The organism is Bordetella genomosp. 8 (genome assembly GCF_002119685.1).
GTDB lineage: Bacteria > Pseudomonadota > Gammaproteobacteria > Burkholderiales > Burkholderiaceae_B > Bordetella_C.
The window spans coordinates 5,168,473-5,188,524 of the sequence record NZ_CP021108.1 but is presented as its reverse complement, the minus strand read 5'-3'; the positions used below and the strand labels follow the sequence as shown (position 1 = coordinate 5,188,524).

At 68.2% G+C, this 20,052-nt stretch carries 18 protein-coding genes; 7 read left to right on the top strand and 11 right to left on the bottom strand.

The features are described 5' to 3' along the window. Positions 1-10: 10 nt before the first annotated feature. Entirely contained in the window at positions 11-913 is a 903-nt protein-coding gene (locus CAL12_RS23395) for a LysR family transcriptional regulator (RefSeq protein WP_086066807.1), read from the bottom strand. 185 nt (positions 914-1,098) lie between these two features. Between CAL12_RS23395 and CAL12_RS23390 the strand changes: the two genes are divergently transcribed. Next, a complete protein-coding gene (locus tag CAL12_RS23390; protein WP_086066806.1) occupies positions 1,099-2,043 on the top strand; it encodes a dihydrodipicolinate synthase family protein in 945 nt (314 codons plus the stop codon). A 63-nt stretch (positions 2,044-2,106) separates the two neighbouring features. On the opposite strand, the gene CAL12_RS23385 is transcribed toward CAL12_RS23390, so the two are convergent. Genes CAL12_RS23385 through CAL12_RS23370 form a run of 4 tightly spaced genes read right to left on the bottom strand, consistent with a single transcriptional unit; the run spans position 2,107 to position 5,987 of the window. Continuing rightward, positions 2,107-2,994, bottom strand: a complete 888-nt coding sequence (locus CAL12_RS23385) for a polysaccharide deacetylase family protein (protein ID WP_157793097.1) — start codon at positions 2,992-2,994, stop codon at positions 2,107-2,109. 40 nt (positions 2,995-3,034) lie between these two features. Continuing rightward, complete coding sequence (locus CAL12_RS23380; RefSeq protein ID WP_086066804.1) at positions 3,035-4,009, bottom strand: Bug family tripartite tricarboxylate transporter substrate binding protein; 975 nt, start codon at positions 4,007-4,009, stop codon at positions 3,035-3,037. Positions 4,010-4,045: 36 nt separating this feature from the next. After that, positions 4,046-5,017 (bottom strand): alpha/beta fold hydrolase, encoded by a 972-nt coding sequence (locus CAL12_RS23375; protein WP_086066803.1) that lies wholly within the window; start codon positions 5,015-5,017, stop codon positions 4,046-4,048. 10 nt (positions 5,018-5,027) lie between these two features. Next, the gene (locus tag CAL12_RS23370) at positions 5,028-5,987 is read right to left on the bottom strand and encodes an alpha/beta fold hydrolase (protein WP_086066802.1); all 960 of its coding nucleotides are present in this window, start codon (positions 5,985-5,987) and stop codon (positions 5,028-5,030) included. Positions 5,988-6,084: 97 nt separating this feature from the next. On the opposite strand from CAL12_RS23370, the gene CAL12_RS23365 reads away from it, so the two are divergent. Continuing rightward, a complete protein-coding gene (locus CAL12_RS23365) occupies positions 6,085-6,984 on the top strand; it encodes a LysR family transcriptional regulator (RefSeq protein WP_198298308.1) in 900 nt (299 codons plus the stop codon). Here CAL12_RS23365 and CAL12_RS23360 read toward each other — a convergent pair. From CAL12_RS23360 to CAL12_RS23335, 6 genes are read right to left on the bottom strand one after another with little or no spacing between them, the layout of a single operon-like run. After that, positions 6,981-8,318: an amidohydrolase family protein gene (locus CAL12_RS23360; protein ID WP_086066800.1), complete on the bottom strand. Its 1,338-nt coding sequence runs from the start codon at positions 8,316-8,318 to the stop codon at positions 6,981-6,983. The genes CAL12_RS23365 and CAL12_RS23360 overlap by 4 nt on opposite strands. After that, entirely contained in the window at positions 8,315-9,841 is a 1,527-nt protein-coding gene (hydA, locus tag CAL12_RS23355) for a dihydropyrimidinase (RefSeq protein WP_086066799.1), read from the bottom strand. Before hydA ends, CAL12_RS23360 begins: the two co-directional genes overlap by 4 nt. Next, positions 9,838-10,569: a maleate cis-trans isomerase family protein gene (locus CAL12_RS23350; RefSeq protein ID WP_086066798.1), complete on the bottom strand. Its 732-nt coding sequence runs from the start codon at positions 10,567-10,569 to the stop codon at positions 9,838-9,840. Before CAL12_RS23350 ends, hydA begins: the two co-directional genes overlap by 4 nt. Before the next feature lie 38 nt (positions 10,570-10,607). Beyond that, complete coding sequence (locus tag CAL12_RS23345) at positions 10,608-11,381, bottom strand: ABC transporter ATP-binding protein (protein ID WP_086066797.1); 774 nt, start codon at positions 11,379-11,381, stop codon at positions 10,608-10,610. After that, on the bottom strand, positions 11,378-12,199 hold the full coding sequence (locus CAL12_RS23340) for an ABC transporter permease (protein WP_086066796.1): 822 nt from the start codon (positions 12,197-12,199) through the stop codon (positions 11,378-11,380). The genes CAL12_RS23345 and CAL12_RS23340 overlap by 4 nt, the downstream gene beginning before the upstream one ends. Positions 12,200-12,220: 21 nt before the next feature. Next, positions 12,221-13,225 (bottom strand): ABC transporter substrate-binding protein, encoded by a 1,005-nt coding sequence (locus CAL12_RS23335; RefSeq protein WP_086066795.1) that lies wholly within the window; start codon positions 13,223-13,225, stop codon positions 12,221-12,223. Positions 13,226-13,635: 410 nt separating this feature from the next. Between CAL12_RS23335 and CAL12_RS23330 the strand changes: the two genes are divergently transcribed. The 5 genes from CAL12_RS23330 to CAL12_RS23310 all read left to right on the top strand — a co-directional run bounded on the left by CAL12_RS23330 (position 13,636) and on the right by CAL12_RS23310 (position 20,028). Further along, on the top strand, positions 13,636-14,304 hold the full coding sequence (locus CAL12_RS23330; RefSeq protein ID WP_232464612.1) for a GntR family transcriptional regulator: 669 nt from the start codon (positions 13,636-13,638) through the stop codon (positions 14,302-14,304). 105 nt (positions 14,305-14,409) lie between these two features. Further along, positions 14,410-15,975 carry an amidase gene (locus CAL12_RS23325; RefSeq protein WP_086066793.1) on the top strand — a complete coding sequence of 522 codons (1,566 nt, stop codon included), beginning with the start codon at positions 14,410-14,412 and terminating at the stop codon, positions 15,973-15,975. A 242-nt stretch (positions 15,976-16,217) separates the two neighbouring features. Next, positions 16,218-17,159 (top strand): ABC transporter permease, encoded by a 942-nt coding sequence (locus CAL12_RS23320; RefSeq protein ID WP_086066792.1) that lies wholly within the window; start codon positions 16,218-16,220, stop codon positions 17,157-17,159. Next, a complete protein-coding gene (locus CAL12_RS23315; protein ID WP_086066791.1) occupies positions 17,159-17,992 on the top strand; it encodes an ABC transporter permease in 834 nt (277 codons plus the stop codon). The genes CAL12_RS23320 and CAL12_RS23315 overlap by 1 nt, the downstream gene beginning before the upstream one ends. Positions 17,993-18,051: 59 nt before the next feature. Continuing rightward, positions 18,052-20,028 carry a dipeptide ABC transporter ATP-binding protein gene (locus CAL12_RS23310; RefSeq protein WP_086068070.1) on the top strand — a complete coding sequence of 659 codons (1,977 nt, stop codon included), beginning with the start codon at positions 18,052-18,054 and terminating at the stop codon, positions 20,026-20,028. Positions 20,029-20,052: the final 24 nt, after the last annotated feature.

Below are 20,052 nucleotides of genomic sequence, written 5' to 3'. Positions count from 1 at the left end.
GCGTGTGTGGTCAATCGCCACGCGCGCCCGGCTTTCCACCGTCGCCGGCGAAGATCGCGCGCGCGACTTCCAGCAGCGTTTCCGCCAACGCCGTGCGCGCGCCCTGCGCCTGCCACACCAGGCCGACGCGGCGCACCGGCGCGCGGCCCGGCAGGGCGATGCGCGTCAAGGCATAGCGCGCCGACCACAGAGATGACCAGTCGGGCAGCAGCGCAACGCCCAGCCCCTGGTCCACCAGTGCCGCCACCCCCAGCAGGCTGTCCATCTCGAGCCGCTGGTGCGGCACGATGCGGTGATCGCGCAGGTAGCGGTCCGCCAGTTGGCCGCCCAGTACCGACCGGTCATAACGGATGAAGGGCTGGGTGCGCAGCAGGTCGTGCGGATCGCGCCCCTTCATGGCGGCGGGCGCGACCACCACCAGCGGTTCTTCCATGATGGATTGCCAGCGCACCGACTTGCCGATGGCGAACTGCGGCTCGACCACGATCGCGGCGTCCAGCTCGCCGGCCGCCACGCGGTGGCACAGGTCCACCGACGCGCCCGGCATGACGAATACCGACAGGCTGGGATAACGGGCGTACACGCGCTTGAGCACGGGCGGCAACACGCTGGTCATGGCGGAAACGAAGACGCCGAGCCGCAGCTCGCCGTAGGCGGCGTCGTCTTCGGCCAGCGCGGCCAGGTCGCGCGCATCGCGCAGCAGGGCGCGGGCGCGTTCCAGGATGCGCATGCCGGGCTCGGTGGGGCGCACGGAACGCCCGGCGCGCTTGATCAGCGACAGGCCCAGCGTTTCTTCCAGGGCCTTGATGCGCGCGGCCACGGCGGTGGGCGTCAGGTCCAGGCGACGCGCCGCCTGCGCGAACGAACCGCTTTCGACCACGGTGACGAAGCTCTGCAGATAGCGCGTGTCCATGTTCCAGTCCACGCCCGGCCGGGCGGCCGGGCAAAGCGCCCAGGCGCGGTATGCCCATCCAGAAAATTATTGCGGTGTGATAGTAACGGAACGGTGTTTCTTCTTGTTCCCGATCGGGCGACACTGCTACCTTGCCGTTGTGGCGCCCGCGTACGAGGCGCCCGTTCCGCCAGGAGGAGTCCGCCATGTCCCATCCCCATGATCATCGTCTGCGCGGCGTGCTGTCGCCGGTGCTGACACCGTTCGAGCTGGACCGCAAGCCCAGCACGGAAGGCCTGGTGCGGCACTGCCGCGCCCTGGTCGAGCAGGGCGTCGGGCTGGCGGTCTTCGGCACCAACTCGGAAGCCGCGTCCATGTCCGTCGCGGAAAAACGCAGCCTGCTGGATGCGCTGCTGTCGGCGGGCCTGCCGCCCGAGCGCATGATGCCCGGGACCGGCGCCTGCGCGATCCCGGACGCGGTCGAACTGACGCGCCATGCGGTGCGGGCCGGCTGCGCGGGCGTGCTGGTGCTGCCGCCGTTCTACTACAAGGGCGTCAGCGACGAAGGCCTGTTCCGCGCCTACGCCAACCTGATCGAGGGCGTCGGCGACGAGCGCCTGCGGGTCTACCTGTATCACATACCGCCGGTCAGCGGCGTGCCGATCACCCTGGGGCTGATCGAGCGCCTGCTGAAGGCGTATCCCAAACAGGTCGCGGGCGCCAAGGACAGCTCCGGCGACTGGGACAACACGGCCGCGATGGTGCGCGAGTTCGCGGCGGATGGCTTCGATGTATTCCCCGGCAGCGAGGTATTCCTGCTGCCGGGCCTGCGGGCCGGCGCGGTGGGCTGCATCACCGCCACCGCCAACGTCAACGCCACGGAGATCATGCATCTGTACAAGCAATGGCAGACGCCGCAGGCGGATGCCTGGCACGAACGCATCCGCAAGATCCGCGGCATCTTCCAGGCCTTTCCGATGATCTCGGCGATGAAGGAAGCCGTGGCCTGGCAGTCTGGCGACGATGCCTGGCGCATCGTGCGCCCACCGCTGGTCGAACTGTCGGACGAGCAATCGCTGGAGCTGCGTCGGCAGCTGGCGGACGCCGACTACCGGCTGCCGATGGCGGATGCCTTGTGGTATTCGGAATAGGGCCGCGCCTGCGTGCGGCTTCCGGCAGGATGCCGTCGCGGCGTCACGCCGGTGCCGCGGCTTCTAGGCACGCGGCGCCCCCGCGTCCCCGCCGCTCATCCGCTGCGTCCAGGCGGCAATCTCCGACTTCGTCGCCCACCATACGCCCTGGTGTTCGCGCGCATAGGACAGGCAGCGGCGTAGCGTCGGTATCAGCGTGGGGCGGCCGGCCATGTGGGCGTGCAGCGTGATCTCCGTCCACTTGGGCCGTCCGGCCTGGCCTTCCCGGTACAACTCGTCGAAGGTGTCCTTGAAGCCGTCCCAGATGATGGAAGGCGGGTTGCGGCCCCAGACCCACATCCACAGGTCGTTGTGCGGCAGGTTGGTTCGCGGCATGATGACGATCGGGCCGTGCGCGGTTTCGCGGATGAACGGCAGGTCGTCGCTGGCATCGTCGGCGTTCCAGAGATAGCCTTCCCGCTTCAGGAAATCCAGCGTGTTGGCCGAGCCGGCGCTGCCCGGGCTGGTCCAGCCCAGCGGCGGCCGGCCGGCGGTTTCCGTCAGCACGCGCGTGCAGCGGCGGATTTCTTCCAACTCGGCGGCGGGGTCGTCGTCCCGCATCAGCACGTCGTTGGCCCACGCATGGCCGGCCACCTCATGGCCTGCGTCCACGAGGGCGCGGATCACGTGCGGGTGCTTTTCCGCCGCCAGTCCATTGGTCGATACGTTGCTCTTGATGCCGAATTCGTCCAGCAGGTCCATCAGCCGCCAGATGCCCGCCTTGGCGCCGTACTCGGCATAGCTGAGCGAAAAATGATCCGTCTTGTTGGCGGTCTTCTCCAAGGTGATCTGGCTGTGGTTCACGAAGGATTCGAAGGCCAGCGTGACGGAAACGGCGATGTGCTCGCCGTGCGGCCAGTGCCAGTCGCGCGGATAGCGGGGGCCGGATTGGTTCATGGGTGGTGTGGTCATGGAGAGGTTCCTGTAAGGACCGGCGGACGCACGGCCGGCATCATTCGGGCTGGATGCCGGCCTGGCGCACCAGGTCCGCATACAAGGCCATGCGCCGGGCGACCTGTTGGTCCAGCGCGGACGGCGGCCCGCCGGCGATGTCCAGCGCCAGCGTGGCGAAGCGTTCCCGGATCTCCGGTTCCATGAGCACGGCGTTGAACGTGTCGTTCAGCCTGGCGATCACCGCCTTGGGGGTGGCGGCCGGCGCGTAGATGGCCGCCTGGATGCCGCCGTCGAAGTCGTAGCCGGCGTAGCCGGCCTCGGCGATCGTGGGCAGGTCGGGCAGTTGCGGGATGCGTTTGGCGCTGGTCACGGCGATGCCGCGCAGCTTGCCGGCCTGGATCAACTCGGCGGCTTGGGGCGGGCCCAGGAACGCGGCCTGGATTTCGCCGGAATACAGGCCGGCGATGATGGCGCCCGCGCCCTTGTACGGCACGTGCAGCATGCGTGAACCCGTGGCGCGGTTGAAGTATTCGCCCGCCAGGTGCAGCAGGTTGCCGTTGCCGGCCGAACCATAGGCAATGGACGTGCCGGGTTTGCGGCTGAGTTCCACCAGCTCCCGTACCGTCGTGGCCGGAACCTGCGGGCCGGTCACCAGTACCAGGCCGGGCGAGTTTCCGACGTAGATCACCGAGGCAAAGTCGCGCACGGTGTCGTAGGGCAGCTTCTTGTACAGGCTGGGATTGATGGTGTGCGACGTCGGCGCCAGCAGCAGCGTGTAGCCGTCCGGCGTTGCCGTCGCGACCGCGCCGGTGCCGATGATGCCGTTCGCGCCGGCGCGGTTTTCCACCACGATGGTCTGCCCCAGACGTTGCCCGGCATGCTGCGCCAGCACGCGAGCCACCATATCCGTGGGCCCGCCGGGGCTGAAAGGCATGATCAGGCGGATCGGCCGGTCCGGAAACTCCGCGGCGGCGCCGGACGCCGCCATGCATGACACGATCAGGGCAATGCAGACTCCAAGTACGCGCTTCATGTGTATTCCCCTTGTATGCGGCTTCGGCCGCCTGGATCAGCGTAAGGCGTCAGAGAACGCGGAGACCACGGCGTGGAAAGCGTCGGGTTCTTCGCGGAAAGGCAGCGCGCCCGCCCGGTTGATCAGGTGGAAATGCGCCGTGGGCTGTCGCTGCGCCAGAATGCGGTACAGCCACATGCCCTGGTCCACGGTCGCGAGCGGGTCGTGCGTGCCCCAGATGACCTGTACCGGCGCGGGCACGCCGCCATCGCGGCATAGTTCGAACAACCGGGCCTTGGAGCGCGCCAGGGAGGCGGCCCAGGCCTGGCGGGTGGCGGCGTCCGCCATGTGCGCGGCGGCGGTACGCGCGGGTTCCTGCCGCGCCGCCTGCACGCATTCGTCCAGAACGTCCCCCACGTGGTGGTGCGAGTAGGAGACGCGCTCGAGCGCCCAGCGCTGGCTGTCGCGTGTACCGGCCGGCAGCGGCGGATGGGCCAGGGTCAGGTTCTCGACTCCGTCGCCGGTGGGCGCCGCGGCCACCGACGACACGACGCTGACGGCCTCGACATAGCCTGGCTGGCGACAGGCCAGCAGCAGGGCGGCGAGCCCGCCGGTGTCGTGCGCGACGATGTGGCAGCGGCGGATGCCGACGGCGCGCAGCACGGCATCGATATGGTCGATCATGGGCTCGATGCCGTAGGCCGGGATGCCGCTTGCCGAGCCAGCCGGACCGGCGGCGCGTTTTGCCTCGGGTACCGGGGCGGGTCCTGCCGCTGTTCCCGCGCCCGTGCCGCCGAAGCCAGGCAGATCCAGCGCCAGGACCATGCCGTCCGCCGCGAAGCGGCGCAGCACCTGGCCCCAGATGTGGGCGCCGCTGGCATACGGTGTCAAGCCAGGCGCGCCGCCGTGGACGAACACCATGGCGGTCCCGGCATCGGCGTCGCCGCCGCGCAGGAGGCGGGCGGGACGGCCGCCTATTTCCAGCATGCAGGTTTGCAGTCCAGGGAGAGTCATCGATGCATCGTTCATGGCCAGATCCTTATGCGGCGCCCACGGCGTCCGCGGCGCATGCCGCGCGCTGCAAGGCAAAGAAGCGCGCGAGCAGGGCGTTGAACTGCGCGGGGTGCTCGCGGAAGGGGAAATGTCCCGACTCGTTGATGACGCTGAACAGCGCGTCGCGCTGATGCCGCGATACCGCGCGGAACAGCTCCATGCCGCGCTCCAGTACGGCGGTGCGGTCGTTGTAGCCCCACACCACCTGCACCGGCCGCTGCAACCTGCCTTCATCCAGCCAGCGCAGCGTTTCGCGTTTCTGCCGGGCGAGTTCCGGCAGGAATACGCGTTCGCCCAGCCCTTCGCCCGCCATCTTGGCGACGGTCTCGCGATACTTGTCGAGCGCCAGGATGCGCATGACGGCATCCACCCATTCGTCGGTGACGACGCCTGGATCATGGCTGTAGTTTTCGTAGACCCAGCGCACCGCCTCGCGGCTGCCACGGGCATGCGGCGGGTTGCACAGCACGACTTCGTTGGTGCCCACGCCCGGACTGAGCGTGCCGCTGTTGACGATGGTCAGCGTGCGTACCGATTGCGGGTGCTGCAGCGTCAGGCGCGTCGCCGCATAGCCACCGCGCGAATGGCCCACCAGATGCACGGGCGGCAGGTCCAGCGCGCGCAGAAACGCGGCGGCATGGTCCACCACCGCTTGCATGGTGTAGTCCTGGTCCCGCGAGGGGTTGCCGGTTTCGCCTTGACCCAGTTTGTCGAAGGCGATGGCGCGGTAGCCGGCGTCCGCCAGGGCTTGCAGGTTCAGGTTCCAGGTGTAGGCGCTGGAGGCGCCATCGGCCATGCCGAAATTGCCCCCATAGATGAAGACCACGGGTTCGCCGCTGCCCGCTTCGAAATAGCGGGTGCGGACCTGGGCCACATCGACCCAGCGGCCTTGCGGCATGCCGGAATAGGAAGGGGCACTGGCGCGCTGCGGATCTGGCTGTGTCATGGCGTCGGTCCTGTGTCGAGGCCAGGCCAGATTAAGAAGATCGCCGTAAGTCGTCCAATATATAATCGGCACCACGGTAATGCTAAAAAGGTATTACATGGAATTGCGCCAGCTGCGGTACTTCATCGCGGTCGCCGAAGAACTCAGTTTCACGCGCGCGGCGGCGCTGCTGCATGTATCCCAGCCGCCCGTCAGCCGCCAGATCATGCTGCTGGAAGCGGAGATCGGCACGCCGCTGTTCGAGCGTTCCAAGCAATACGTGCGGCTCACCGCCGCGGGCGCGCATTTCTACGAGCAGGCGCGCGCCCTGGTCGCCGCCGCGCAGGCGGCGGTCGTATCCACTCGGCGCGTGGCGGCGGGACAGGTGGGCAAGATCGCCATCGGCCTGGGCGGCACGGCGGCGTACCTTTTTCCGGACGCGCTCGCGCTGTTTCGCCGCCGCCATCCCGAAGTGGAACTGGTGCTCAATCCGCTGAACCTGGCCTATCACCAGGCGGCCCTTGTCGAAGGCCGCATCGACGTGGGCCTGGTGGTGCTACCCATCGATGACGACGAGCTCGAAACGCGCAAGCTGACACGCATGCGCCTGCTCGCCGCACTGCCCGCGGAACACGCCTTGGCCGCGCGTCGCGGCCTGTCGCTGCGCGACCTCGCCGACGAGGATTTCGTCATGGTGCCGTGGTCGAAGGGACGCGGCTTCGGCCGACTGGCGCTGCAGGCCTGCCGGCGCGCCGGCTTCGTGCCCAACGTCGTGCAGGAGGCCGAGCCCATGGAGTCGGTGCTGGGCATGGTCGCCGCCGGCGCCGGCGTGGCACTGGTGCCGGAGTCGATGGACAAGCTGCATGGCCGCAAGGTGGCGTACCGGCCGATCAAGGAATCGTACGCTGCCGCCGAGATCGCCATCGCCTGGCGCAAGGGCGATGCATCGCCCATCCTGCGCGCGTTCCTGGCGTGTTGCCCGAATGGGTGCGGCGGTACTCGCAAAGGCGCCGGCTAGCTCGCCTTTTCCCACACCTGCCGCGCCGCGCGCCTGCCGTCTTCGCATATGCGGTCCAGGTCCGCGTACACCGGCCGACCTTGGTCGACAACGATATCGCCCGCGACGATCACCGTTTCGACGTCGCGTCCCTGTCCGGTGTGCACCAGCGTGCCGGCCGGATTGACCAGCGGCACCCAGTGCGGCCGCGTGGCGTCCAGCAGGACGATGTCGGCCTGCTTGCCCACGCTCAGGCTGCCCAGCTCATCGCCCAGCCCCATCGCGTCGGCGCCGCCTTGCGTGGCCATGTGCAGCACGTCGGCCGGTTGCCATGCATCGTCCACCCGGCCTTCCTGGATACGCGCGGTCGCCAGCGCCCAGCGCATCAGTTCGATCATGTCGCCATGCTGCGTGTCGGTCGCCAGGGCGATGTTCAGGCCGGCGCGGCGCAGCATGGGGGTGGGCGCCAAGCGGCCCGATGCGGCGTTGCACTTGGGGATATGCGCGACGTGGGCGCCGGCCGCGGCCAGCCGGGCGGCGTCGTCCGGCGATACGTAGATGCAGTGGCCGGCGATCAGCCGGTCGTTCAGCAGGCCGGCCTGGTCCATCACCTGGGTCGAGGTCTTGCCGCAGCGCGCACGCACGCGATCGACCTCGGCCTGGCTCTGGCCCAGGTGCGTGTTCACGCGCAGGCCGAGCCGGCCGGCATGCAGCGCGACGTCCGCCAGCAACTGATCCGAACAGGTATCGGCCGCATGCGCGGCCAGTTGCACGGTGACGCGGGGATGTCCCGCCCAGCGATCCGCCAGTTGCAGTCCGCGCGCGAGCAGGGCTGCACCGATGGCGGGCTCGTGCACCCATTCGCGGCTGCGGGCGACGCGGTCGAAATCGACGTCGAGGATGCGCCAGCTGGCCGCGACGCGCGGCCCCAGGGCGGCGATGGCTTCGGTGGTGCTGTCCGCGTGGGTGAAGTGGTCGCCGATCACGGTCGAGCCCGCCAGCAGGGCTTCCATCGCGCCCAGGCGCGCCAGCGCGCATGCCTGTTCGTCGTCCAGGTCGGAAGCCTTGGGGATGCCCGGCGTATAGGAAGGCGCGAATCCAAGGTCGGCGGCGACGCCGCGCACCATCGTCAGGACCGAATGGGTATGGACGTTGACGAAGCCTGGCGTGGCCACGCGTCCGGTGCCGTCCAGCATCCGGGTCGCCTGCGCGCCCGGTGGCACGGCCGCGCCGATCCAGGCGATGCGCCCGTCGCGTACGCCTATGCTGGCGTGCGCGATGCACGGATTCGCGGGGTCGACCGTCAGCGCTGTGACGTTGGTGATCAGCAGGTCGAAGAAGGGCGCGGCATTCATGCCGCGTCCCCCACGTCCCCCGCAGTCCCCGCATCCGTCCACGCATCCATGCGCGACAAGGCGGACAGCCAGGGTGCGTGGCGCCGCGTCGCGCGCCGTGGCCGCGCGGGGGCCGGACGATCGCAGCGCAGGAAACGGCCCTGGCCCGCCTGTCCCTGGAAGACGCCGTCGGCATAGACCACCTGGCCGCGGCTCAGCGTGATCGCGGGCCAGGCCTGTACCGTCCGGCCTTCGTATGGGGTGTAGTCCACGTTGTGGTGCAGGTCGCCGTTGCGGATCACGCGTGTGATGCCGGTATCCCAGATCACCATGTCGGCATCCGTGCCGATGGCGATGGTGCCTTTGCGTGGATACAGGCCGTAGAGCTTGGCCGGCTGGGTGGACGTCAGCGCGACGAAGTCGTTGATGTCCATGCGCCCTTGCAGTACGCCTTCGGAAAACAGTAGTGGCAGCCGTGTCTCCAGGCCGGGTATCCCGTTGGGCACGTGGTTGAAGGGCGTGTGCTCGCCCTCGGGTTTCTTGCCGCCCGGGCCGTCGAAGCGGAACGGCGCGTGGTCAGACGAGAAGACCTGGAACGTCCCGTTGGCCAGGCCGTTCCAGACCGCCTGCTGGGCGGCTTCGTCGCGCGGCGGCGGGCTGCAGATGCAGCGCGCCCCGTGCAGCAGGTCGCCTTCCAGGTCGGCGGCGGTCAGGAAAAGATACTGCGGGCAGGTCTCGGCGTAGATCTTCAGGCCGCGCGTCTGCGCCCAGCGGATCTGCTCGATGGCGTCGGGGCCGGACACGTGCACGATCAGGATGGGCGTATCCAGCAGTTCGGCCAGGGAAATCGCGCGGTGCGTCGCCTCACGCTCGGCCACCGGCGGCCGCGACAGCGCGTGGTAGGGCGGCGTATCCAGCCCTTCGGCCAGCATGCGGTCGGCCAGCCAGGCGATGCAGTCGCTGCTTTCCGCGTGGATCATGGTCATGGCGCCGTGGCGCCGCGCGGCATACAGCACGTCCAGGATCTGGCGGTCGTCCAGCTTCAGGTCGTCGTAGGTCATGTAGATTTTGAACGACGTATAGCCCTGGTCGATCAGTGCCGGCAGTTCTTCGTTCGTGACGCTGGGCGTGGCGTCGGCGACGATCATGTGGAAGGCGTAGTCGATGCAGGCCTGGCCGTCGGCCACGGCGTGGTAGTCGCGCACCGCCTGCGCCAGCGATTCGCCCTTGAGCTGCGCCGCGAAGGGGATCACCGTGGTGGTGCCGCCGCAGGCGGCCGAGCGGGTGCCCGACCGGAAGTCGTCGGCCATGACGGAGCCGTCGCCGGTCTTCTGCGCCAGGTGGCAATGGGCGTCCACGCCGCCTGGCAGGACCCAGCGGCCGGCGGCATCGATTTCACGGGCGCCCGCCGGCAGCCCGCGCGCCAGCGCGGCGATGCGGCCGTCACGCACGCCGATGTCGGTCTCGAAAACATCGGCCGCGGTGGCGACGCGGGCATTGCGCACCACCAGGTCGTAGGCGCCGGGCGAGTCGGGAAGGCTCATGCCACCTCCTGAAACAGCGAGCCCCAGCCATGCACGCGCTTGACGTCGCCGCCCGCGATCCGCAGCGATTTCCACACGGCGGTGGCGATGGTGTCGTAGATGGGAATGCCGACTTCCTGTTCCAGTTCCCGCACCAGCGGGGCGCCGCGCAGATTGGTGCAGAAGATCGAGATGGCCTGCGGTTTGGCGGACGCGACCTCGCGTACCATGCCGCGCAACGTATCGGCGTCCACCTCGGAGAAAGAAAAATTGTCGCGCTTGCCCAGATGCCGTTCGGCCACGCACTCGTAGCCGGCCTGCGCATAATTGGCCAGGATGCGCGCCTGCACGTCGTCGGTGTAGGGCGTCACCATCGCATACCGCTTGACCGCGGTGAGGTCGAAAATCTCGTTCAGCGCCAACACCGAGGTGCAGGCGGGGATGCCGGTGGCGGCTTCGATGCGGCGGCACAGTTCGTGGTCGGCCTCGAAACCCAGCCAGCCGGACGAGGTGCCGTTCCAGCAGATCACATCCATCCTGGCGTGCGCCAGCAATTCGGCGGCGCGCAGGATGGGCGTGTCGTCGAACTGCGCCAGCGCGCTGTCCGACAGCGCGATCTCGGTGACGGGAAAGCGGCCGAAATGCGCGCTGGCGTCGTCCAGTCCGGCGAGCATGGCGCTGGTCACGGGTTCCAGCACGGTGTTGGAGGAAGGGGTCAGCATGCCGAGCAGCAGGCGTTTCATCGTCATGGTTTTTCAGTTCCAGCTAGTGGCCGCCGTGGATAGCCTTACGCCGCGCGGGCCAGCGCGGCCTCTTCGCGGATCAGGGCCAGCACGTGGCGCTTGATTTCGTTGAACAGCGCCGACGTGGTGTCGCGCGGTCGGGGCAGGTCGATAGGGATCAATTCGCGGATGCGTCCGGGCCGGTGCGTCATGACGGCGACCTGGGTGCCCAGGATCAGGGCTTCTTCCACGCTGTGCGTGACGAAGACGATGGTCGATCGGGACTTCTGCCAGATCGACACCAGCTCTTCCTGGATGTCGGCCTTGGTCTGCGCATCGAGCGCGGCGAAAGGTTCGTCCATCAGGATCACGCCGGGATTGAGCAGCAATGCGCGGGCGATGCCCACGCGCTGGCTCATGCCCCCCGAGAGTTCGGACGGGTAGTGGTCCTCGAACCCGGTCAGGCCCACCAGGTCGATATAGGGCTGCGCCAGCCGGCGGCGTTCGTCCTTGGACTTGCCGCGCAGGCGGTAGGGAAAGGCCACGTTGTCCCAGACCGGCAGCCAGGGCATGAGCGTGGCCTGCTGGAACACCATGCCGCGGTCGGCGCCTGGCCGGGTCACGGGCTTGCCTTCGACAGTGACGCGGCCGCTGGTGGGATGCTCGAAGCCCGCCAGCATGTTCAGCAGCGTGGACTTGCCGCAGCCCGATGGCCCCAGCAGGCACAGCAGTTCATGATGGCCCACGCTCAGCGAGACGTCCTGCAGCGTCAGCAGCTCGGTGTTGCGGCGCGAGTCGTAGAAGGTCTTGCCGATGTTCTCGAATACGACGTGGCTCATCGTCCGCCTCCCGCGGTTTGCTGGCTGCCCTGCAGCGTGGAGCCGCGCTGCCAGTGCAGGCAGGCGTTCATGATGATCTTCAGCAGCAGGTCCGACAGGTAGCCCAGCAGGCCGATGCTGACCATCGCGGCGATGACCAGGTCGTAGCGCAGGAAGTAATACGAATCCCACAGGGAATAGCCCAGTCCGCTCTTGACCGCGACCATCTCGGCGGTGACCGTCAGCATCCAGGCGGAGCCGATGGCGATGCGCAGGCCGGAGAAGATGCTGGGCAGCGCGGCGGGCAGCACCACGTGGCGCAACAGCTGCCATTGGGTCGCGTCCATCATGGCCGCGGCGCGGATCAGGTTGCGATCCACGTTCTTCACGCCATGGATGGTGTTCATCAGGATGGGAAAGAAGGCGCCCAGGAACACCAGGAAAATAGCCGGCTTGTTGGCGATGCCGAACCAGATGATGGCGAGCGGGATCCATGACACCGGCGGGATGGGCCGCAGCACCTGTATCGTCGGTTCGATGGTCTTCTCGACCCAGCGCCACCAGCCGATGGCGATGCCCAGCAGGATGCCGCTGACCGCAGCGATCGCATAGCCCGCCAGGACGCGCAGCAGGCTGGCGAAGGCGGCCGGCAGCCATTCGCCGCTATAGGATTGCGTGCTGCCATCGGTGCCGAATATCCAGTCGGCCCAGGTCCACAGCACGCGCGACGGCGCGGGCAGCAGCGCGGGCGGAATCAGGCCGGACCGGGAGAATGCCTCCCAGGCAAGCAGGACGACGACCGGCACCACCAGCCGCTCCTTATGGGCGAATAGACGCATCGGATTCTCCGTGCCCGGGCGTCAGTCGCCCAGGTCGCTCTTGGATTTGCCCGTGGCCTTGACCAGGAAGCTGTAATCCATGTGCGAGGGGATCTGGCCGCTGACGTCGGTGGACACGTAGTGCAGGTCCTTCATCATCTTGGCGATGGCCAGGGTCTGCTTCTGGTACATCGCATAGTCGGGATAGGCATTCTCCAGCGCGGAGGCGGCCACCTTGGGATCCAGCGCGGTGTACTTGGTGATGCTGTCTATCCACACCTGCCGGTCGCTCTTCAGCTTGTCGACCAGCGCCACCACCGCGGTCACGGTCGCCTGCACGGCCTGCGGCTTGTCCTTGATGACGTCGGAGCGCGTCACGATCAGGTTGGTCAGCTTGCCGGCGGCCTGGTCATAGGGGAAATCGAAATGCTTGCCGGCGCCCGTCATGCGGATCTGCGAAGCAAAGGGCTCCACCGTGGACACCAGGTCGATCTCGTTGCGCTGCAGGGCGGCGGCATGGTCGGCGGGGTTGGGGATGTTGATGAACTGCACGTCCTTGTCCGGGTTGATGCCGTGCGTCGCCAGCACGCCGCGCATGTGCAGGTCCTGCGCGTTGCCGCGCGAGGCCGCCACGCGCAGCGGCTGGCCGGCCTTCTTGCGGTCGGCGACCAGTTTCTTCAGCGCGTCCCAATCGTCGGCCTTCAGGTTCAAGGCCGGCGCGGACAGCATTTCCGAACCGCCGTTGACCTGGCCGGAGACGGCGACGACGTCGAAGCCCTTGTCCAGCGCGGTGACGAAATGCAGGTAGGTGACCTGCGCCACGTCCACGCTCTTGGACACCAGCGCCGTCAGCACGTCATTGCCGGAGGTGAAGGCGGTGGCATCGATGGTCACGCCCTTGGCCAGCTGCGGCGTCAGGCTCATGGGCACGCAGTGCGCGCATTTGGCGAAGCCCAGCTTGATTTCCGGGTCGGCGGCCTGCGCGGCGCTGTACGACCCCGCCAGGGTTGCCAGGGCGATGGCTGCCACCGCTTTGATGAAGGACATGGGAAACGCTCCTGTAGTGCGTGGTCGATACGGATGGAAAGGCCGCGCGCCGTCGGGCGCGTGCGCCGCGGTACGCGATGATCAATCCCTGCTCAAGCAATACCTGTGCCAACTTTTCGATTGGATTGTGCACAATCTCGAATGGCTTTGTGCCCAGGAGTACGGGCCGGTTCGCGTCGCCCGGCGACGTAACGGCCCGGGCGCCCATATGCGTCAGAACGGGGCGTCCTGCACCTGAAAGGCGCATGGTTCGGTGCGTGTTTTCCAACGACGGGGCGGCGGGAAGCGGGATGGGCAACCCAGGCGCCGGCCCTCAGGCGCGTCGCGCGCGCCGTCCGAGCGTGGACAATTTGCCGCATCGCATCGCGACACATTTCCATTTGGATTGCGCGCAATCTAGAATGTCGGCCATGCTCGCCAACGAAGAAATCTATCGCAAGCTCCAGCAGGCCGTGTTCGAACACCGGCTCCTGCCCGGCACCCGCCTGGTCGAAGACCATCTGGCGGAAGTCACGGGCAGCACGCGCGGCCGGATCCGGCAGGTACTGGCGCGCCTGGCGCACGAAAACCTGGTCACGCTGATCCCCAATCGCGGCGCTTTCATCGCCAAGCCCAGCGTGGAGGAAGCGCGCGAAGTATTCGCCATGCGTCATATGATCGAGCCGCCCATGGCGGAGCTGCTGGCGCGGGACTGCAAGGCGGCGCAGGTCGGCCGCCTGCGGGCGCACGTGCGCCGCGAAGCCGCGGCGCGGCGGGCCGGCGAGCGCGCCGACATCATCCGCCTTTCCGGCGAGTTTCATCTGCTGATGGCGGAGCTGACGGGCAACCGCATCCTGATGCGCACCCTGCGCGAGCTGTGCGCGCAGACCTGCCTGGTCATCACGCTGTACGACAAGCCCAATACGCCGGCGTGCCCCCATCAGGAACATGAAGACGTGATCGATGCCATCGAAGCGCGCGACGGCGTGCGCGCCGCGGCATTGATGCGGCATCACCTGCAGCACATCGAGGCCACCCTGGCGCTGGAAGAGCCCGAGGCCGCGGCGCGCGTGGACCTGCAGTCCCTGTTCGCATCCTAGCGGCCGCGGCCGCCGGTTCGAATTTGGAGAACGCGCGCTGCGAAAAACTGTAATGGACAGTGCGTCGCGCGACTTCCAGAATCGGGCGCATCCCGCCTTTCTGGAATGCGCCCCATGCCGACCGCCACCGATTCCCTGGTTTCCTGGTCCACCGTCGACCTGCGCCGCGCCATCGGCGACAGGACCATTTCGCCGGTCGAACTGCTGCGGGCCTGCCTGGACCGCATCCAGGCGCTCAATCCTTACCTGAACGCCATTACCGCGACCTGCTACGACCGCGCCATGAAGGAAGCGCGCGAGGCCGAGCAGGACGTGTTGCGCGGCCTGCCGCTGGGCGCGTTGCATGGCCTGCCCCTGGGAGTGAAGGACCTGGAGGAAACCGAAGGGTTGCTGACCACGTTCGGTTCGCCGATGTACCGCGCGCACGTGCCGGCCGCCGACAACCTGATGGTGGGGCGCATGCGGCGGGCGGGCGCCATCGTGGTGGGCAAGACCAATGTGCCGGAACTGGGCGCGGGCGCGAATACGCGCAACCCGGTGTGGGGCGCCACGGGCAATCCCTTCGACCCGCGCCTGAATTGCGGCGGCTCGTCCGGCGGTTCGGCCGTCGCGCTCGCGACCGACATGCTGCCGCTGTGCACGGGATCGGACACGGGGGGATCGCTGCGCATTCCCGCCGCCAAGTGCGGAGTGATCGGCTTCCGGCCTTCTCCGGGACTGGTGCCGGTGGAGCGCCGCGCGCTGGGGTGGACGCCGATCTCCGTGGTCGGGCCCATGGGACGCAGCATGGACGACGTGGGCCTGCACCTGTCCGCGATCGCGGGCCGCGGCGACTGCGATCCCTTGTCCTACGACGTGGACGCGACGGCCTTCGCCAGCCTGCGGCCTCGCGACCTGGGCAGCCTGCGGGTCGGCTATACCGTGGACTTCGGCGTCTGCGACGTGGACGACGACATACGCCGCGTTTTCCGGGCCAGGATCGAGGCCATGCGGCATCTGTTCAAGCGCTGCGACGAAGTGCAAGCCGACCTGGGCGCGGCGCATCGCTGCTTCGACGTGATCCGCGCGGCCAATTACGTGGCCCGCTACCGGGATGCCTATGAAGCCGATCCGAACAACCTCGGGCCCAATCCGCGCGCCAATTACGAGATGGGCGCATCGATGACGCTGGCCGACCATACCGCGGCGCATCTGGACCAGACGCGCATGTTCAAGGCGTTCCAGACCCTGTACCGCGATTACGACATCATCCTGGCGCCGACCACGCCGGTGTCGCCTTTTCCCTGGACGCAGTTGGCGCTGGACCGCATCAACGGCAAGCCGCAGGAAAACTATTACCGCTGGCTGGCGCTGACCTATGTCGTCACCCTGATGACCAATCCGGCGCTGTCCATGCCGTGCGGCCGCGATCACGCCGGGATGCCTTTCGGCATGCAGGTGATCGGCGGCTTCCGGCAGGATTTGGCGCTGCTGGAGATCTGCAAGTCGCTGGAATGGGCCTGGGCACGCCAGCCCGACCTGGCCCGGCCGCTGCCGGACCTGGCGCGGCTGCGCGCGCAACCGCCGGTGGATTTCCGCACCGGCATCGTGACCGCGCCGCCGGACGCCGCGCTGGCCCGGGGAGATGCCGGTGCACGGCGCGCGGCGGGTTCGGTGGACGTCGCTGTCTGATCCCGCGCCCTGGGGATATCCCCATCAGGGCGACTACGTACTGCCCGCAAAGCCGCGCCAGCACTGGCTTTGCGGGCAGTTCTAATTTCGGCAACGGCCGCCGGCGAATTTTGAAATTGTTGACCGCCTAACCCGACCCTAGAATTTTTTGCACCGCGCAAATGCCCGCATCGGCACGCGTGGAAACGCGCGCCGGGCGACAGCGGCACGGCGCCTATCCGGGTTTTCCACGACGAGGTCAGATGGTTTCCTACATCCTGCGCCGGCTGCTTGCCACCTTGCCCGTCATGCTGTTCGTCGCGCTGTTCGTCTTCGCGCTGCTGGACCTGGCGCCGGGCGATCCCGCCGCGCTGCTGGCGGGCGAGGACGCCACCGCGCAGGATATCGCCCGCATTCGCGCCACGCTGGGATTGGACCAGCCCTTCCTGCTGCGGTTCGGCCATTGGATATGGGCGGTCCTGCACGGCGACCTGGGCACGTCGCTGTTCACCAGCCAGCCCGTCACCTACATGATCGGCCAGCGGCTCGCGCCGACGTTCAGCCTGATGGTGATGACCCTGATCCTGTCCGTGCTGGTGGCCGTGCCGCTGGGCGCGCTGGCGGCGTGGCGGCACAACGCCTGGCAGGATCGCGGGATCATGGTGGGCGCGGTGCTGGGTTTTTCCGTGCCTTCCTTCGTGGTGGGCTACCTGCTGGCGTGGACGCTGGGCCTGCAGCTGCGCTGGTTTCCGGTTCAGGGCTACGCGCCGCTGTCGCGCGGCCTGTGGACGTCGCTGCATACGCTGGTGCTGCCGGCGCTGGCCCTGGGCAGCGTGTACATCGCCTTGATCACCCGCATCACGCGGGCGACCTTGCTGGAGACCTTGTCGCAGGACTACGTGCGCACCGCCCGCGCCAAGGGCGTGCATGACCGCACGCTGCTGTTCCGCCACGCCTTGAAGAATGCCGCCGTGCCCATCCTGACCGTGATCGGCAGCGGCGTCGCGCTGTTGATCAGCGGGACCGTCATCACCGAAACCGTGTTCTCCATTCCCGGACTGGGACGGCTGACGGTGGACGCCATCCTGCGCCGCGACTATCCGGTGATCCAGGGCGTCATCCTGTTGTTCAGCTTCATGTACGTGCTGATCAACCTGGCGGTGGACCTGCTCTATCGCGTCTTCGACCCAAGGATCAAATACTGATGCGCGCCTTCATCCGGACGATGCGCGAGCATCCGACCATCGCGCTGGGCGGGCTGCTCCTGCTGCTGCTGATCATGATCGCGGTCTTCGCGCCGTGGCTGCATACGGTCGACCCGACGGCGCTGTCGCCCGTCAACCGGACGCGGCCGCCCAGCGAACGCTACTGGTTCGGGACGGACCTGCTGGGCCGCGACGTGTATTCGCGCGTGATCTACGGCGCCAGGGTGTCGCTGATCGTCGGCTTCACCGTGGCCATCCTGTCGACCCTGGCGGGCGTCGCGATCGGCCTGGCGGCCGGCTTCGTGCGCTGGATCGACGCGGTCGCGATGCGCATCATGGACGGCTTCATGTCCATTCCCACCATCCTGCTGGCCATCGCGCTGATCTCGCTGAGCCGGGCTTCGCTGCACAACGTGATCTTCGCCATCACGCTGGCGGAGATCCCGCGCGTCGTGCGGCTGGTGCGCGGCGTGGTGCTGTCGCTGCGCGAGCAGCCTTTCGTCGAATCGGCGGTGGCGGCGGGCGCCGGCCGGCTGCGCGTGGTGCTGCGCCACATCCTGCCGAACACCATCGCGCCGCTGACCGTGCAGGCCACCTATATCTGCGGCGTCGCCATCCTGGCCGAGGCCGGCCTGTCCTTCATCGGCGCCGGCGTACCGCCGGCCACGCCGTCGTGGGGCAACATCATGGCCGAGGGCCGCGCGCTGTGGCAGATCAAACCCTACCTGATCGCGTTTCCGGCGATCTTCCTGTCGGTGACCATCCTGGCCATCAATATGCTGGGCGATGGGCTGCGCGACGCCATCGATCCGCGCATGGCGAAGAGGATCTGACCATGGCGATCGACATCGACCCCACGCTTGCACGCAAGGACGCCGGGCCGGCGGACGATATGCGCCAGCACGAGCGGCGCGTACTGGACGTCGCCGGGCTGACGGTGGCTTTCGGGCCGGCCTCGCAAGCGGTTTCGGCCGTCGAGGACATTACCCTGCATGTCGATCGCGGCGAGACGCTGGCCATCGTCGGCGAGTCGGGGTCGGGCAAGTCGGTGACCTCGCTGGCGATCATGCGCCTGGTGGAGTTCGGCGGTGGGCGCATCGCGCGCGGCCGCATGACGTTTCGCCGCCGCGACGGCACGATCGTCGACCTGGCGGCCGCCGGGAGCGAGCAGATGCGCGCCATGCGCGGCGCGGACCTGGGCATGGTGTTCCAGGAGCCCATGACGTCGCTGAACCCGGTCATGACGATAGGCGCGCAGATCGTCGAGGCCATCCGGCTGCACCAGCCCGGCGACGCGCGCGCCGCCGAGGCCGAGACGCGCCGCATCCTGGACCGCGTGCGCATCTCGGATGGCGCGGCCGTCATGCGCCGCTATCCGCACGAGTTGTCGGGCGGCATGCGCCAGCGCGTCATGATCGCCATGGCGCTGTCCTGCAAGCCGGCGCTGCTGATCGCGGACGAGCCCACCACCGCATTGGACGTGACCATCCAGGCGCAGATCCTGCAACTGGTGCGCGAGCTGCAGCGGGATATGGATATGGGGGTGATCTTCATCACCCACGACATGGGCGTGGTGGCCGAAGTGGCCGACCGCGTGATGGTGATGCGTCGCGGCCGCGCCATCGAAAGCGAGGACGCGGAGACGCTGTTCGCGCAGCCGCGCGAACCGTACACGCGCGCGCTGATGGCTGCCGCCCCCAAGCTGGGCGCCATGCGCGGCACGACGGCGCCGGCGCGTTTCGACCTGCTGGAAGCGGAGCCGCGGGGCGCCGCCGCGTCCGCGCCGCCGGCGACCGCGCAGGCAGGGCAGGCGTCAGCCCTGGCACGGGAACCGGCAACACCAGCAACACCCGCAACACCCGCAACACCGGCGACACCGGCGACACCGGCAACATCGCCAGCGCCGGCATCCGCGGCGGTCCAGGACACGCCGACCAAGCATCCCATCCTGCGCGTGCGCGACCTGGTCACGCGCTTCGACGTGCGCGGCGGCATCCTCGCGCGCGTGAAGCGGCGCGTGCACGCGGTGGAGAAGGTCAGCTTCGACCTGCACGCCGGTGAAACGCTATCGCTGGTGGGCGAATCCGGCTGCGGCAAGACCACCACGGGCCGGTCCATCCTGCAGCTTGCCCGCGTCACCTCCGGCAGCGTCGAGTTCGACGGCCAGCAGGTCCGCCCCGACGATCCGCTGTCGCTGCGCGCGCTGCGACGCGGCATGCAGTTCGTCTTCCAGGATCCGTTCGCATCGCTGAATCCGCGCATGCGGGTGGGCGAATCCATCAAGGAACCCATGCTGATCCACGGCGTCGCCAGCGGCGCCGAGGCCGACCGCAGGGTGGCGTCGCTGATGGAGCGCGTGGGCCTGGACCCGGCCATGGCGACGCGCTGGCCGCATCAGTTCTCCGGCGGCCAGCGCCAGCGCATCTGCATCGCCCGCGCGCTGTCGGTGAACCCGCGCGTGCTGATCGCCGACGAATCGGTATCCGCGCTGGACGTCTCCATCCAGGCGCAGATCGTCAATCTGCTGATCGACCTGCAGCGCGAGCTGGGCGTCTCCTATCTGTTCATCTCGCACGACATGGCCGTCGTCGAGCGCGTCAGCCATCGCGTGGCCGTGATGTACCTGGGCCAGATCGTCGAAATCGGCCCGCGCCAGGCCGTTTTCGAAGACCCGCGTCATCCCTACACGCGCAAGCTGATGCACGCCGTGCCGGTGCCCGATCCCCGGCGCCGGCGCGAGGTCCGCCTGGACAACGCCGAACTGCCCAGCCCGGTCCGTCCGCTGGACTACGAGCCGGACGTGCCGCCGCTGGAGCAGGTCGGCCCGGGACACTATGTCGCCCGCCACAAGGTCGGGGGCCTGTATTGAGCGCATTCATCTCTTGAGAACGGG

Bases quoted from the DNA above. Each gene is read 5' to 3' on its own strand.
- CAL12_RS23330 (WP_232464612.1), top strand. From the start codon at position 13,636: ATGCTCGCCAACGAAGAAATCTATCGCAAGCTCCAGCAGGCCGTGTTC.
- hydA (WP_086066799.1), bottom strand. From the start codon at position 9,841: ATGAGCCTTCCCGACTCGCCCGGCGCCTACGACCTGGTGGTGCGCAAT.
- CAL12_RS23395 (WP_086066807.1), bottom strand. From the start codon at position 913: ATGGACACGCGCTATCTGCAGAGCTTCGTCACCGTGGTCGAAAGCGGT.
- CAL12_RS23335 (WP_086066795.1), bottom strand. From the start codon at position 13,225: ATGTCCTTCATCAAAGCGGTGGCAGCCATCGCCCTGGCAACCCTGGCG.
- CAL12_RS23315 (WP_086066791.1), top strand. From the start codon at position 17,159: ATGCGCGCCTTCATCCGGACGATGCGCGAGCATCCGACCATCGCGCTG.
- CAL12_RS23340 (WP_086066796.1), bottom strand. From the start codon at position 12,199: ATGCGTCTATTCGCCCATAAGGAGCGGCTGGTGGTGCCGGTCGTCGTC.
- CAL12_RS23390 (WP_086066806.1), top strand. From the start codon at position 1,099: ATGTCCCATCCCCATGATCATCGTCTGCGCGGCGTGCTGTCGCCGGTG.
- CAL12_RS23320 (WP_086066792.1), top strand. From the start codon at position 16,218: ATGGTTTCCTACATCCTGCGCCGGCTGCTTGCCACCTTGCCCGTCATG.
- CAL12_RS23360 (WP_086066800.1), bottom strand. From the start codon at position 8,318: ATGAATGCCGCGCCCTTCTTCGACCTGCTGATCACCAACGTCACAGCG.
- CAL12_RS23375 (WP_086066803.1), bottom strand. From the start codon at position 5,017: ATGAACGATGCATCGATGACTCTCCCTGGACTGCAAACCTGCATGCTG.
- CAL12_RS23350 (WP_086066798.1), bottom strand. From the start codon at position 10,569: ATGACGATGAAACGCCTGCTGCTCGGCATGCTGACCCCTTCCTCCAAC.
- CAL12_RS23325 (WP_086066793.1), top strand. From the start codon at position 14,410: ATGCGCCCCATGCCGACCGCCACCGATTCCCTGGTTTCCTGGTCCACC.
- CAL12_RS23370 (WP_086066802.1), bottom strand. From the start codon at position 5,987: ATGACACAGCCAGATCCGCAGCGCGCCAGTGCCCCTTCCTATTCCGGC.
- CAL12_RS23345 (WP_086066797.1), bottom strand. From the start codon at position 11,381: ATGAGCCACGTCGTATTCGAGAACATCGGCAAGACCTTCTACGACTCG.
- CAL12_RS23365 (WP_198298308.1), top strand. From the start codon at position 6,085: ATGGAATTGCGCCAGCTGCGGTACTTCATCGCGGTCGCCGAAGAACTC.
- CAL12_RS23380 (WP_086066804.1), bottom strand. From the start codon at position 4,009: ATGAAGCGCGTACTTGGAGTCTGCATTGCCCTGATCGTGTCATGCATG.
- CAL12_RS23385 (WP_157793097.1), bottom strand. From the start codon at position 2,994: ATGACCACACCACCCATGAACCAATCCGGCCCCCGCTATCCGCGCGAC.
- CAL12_RS23310 (WP_086068070.1), top strand. From the start codon at position 18,052: ATGCGCCAGCACGAGCGGCGCGTACTGGACGTCGCCGGGCTGACGGTG.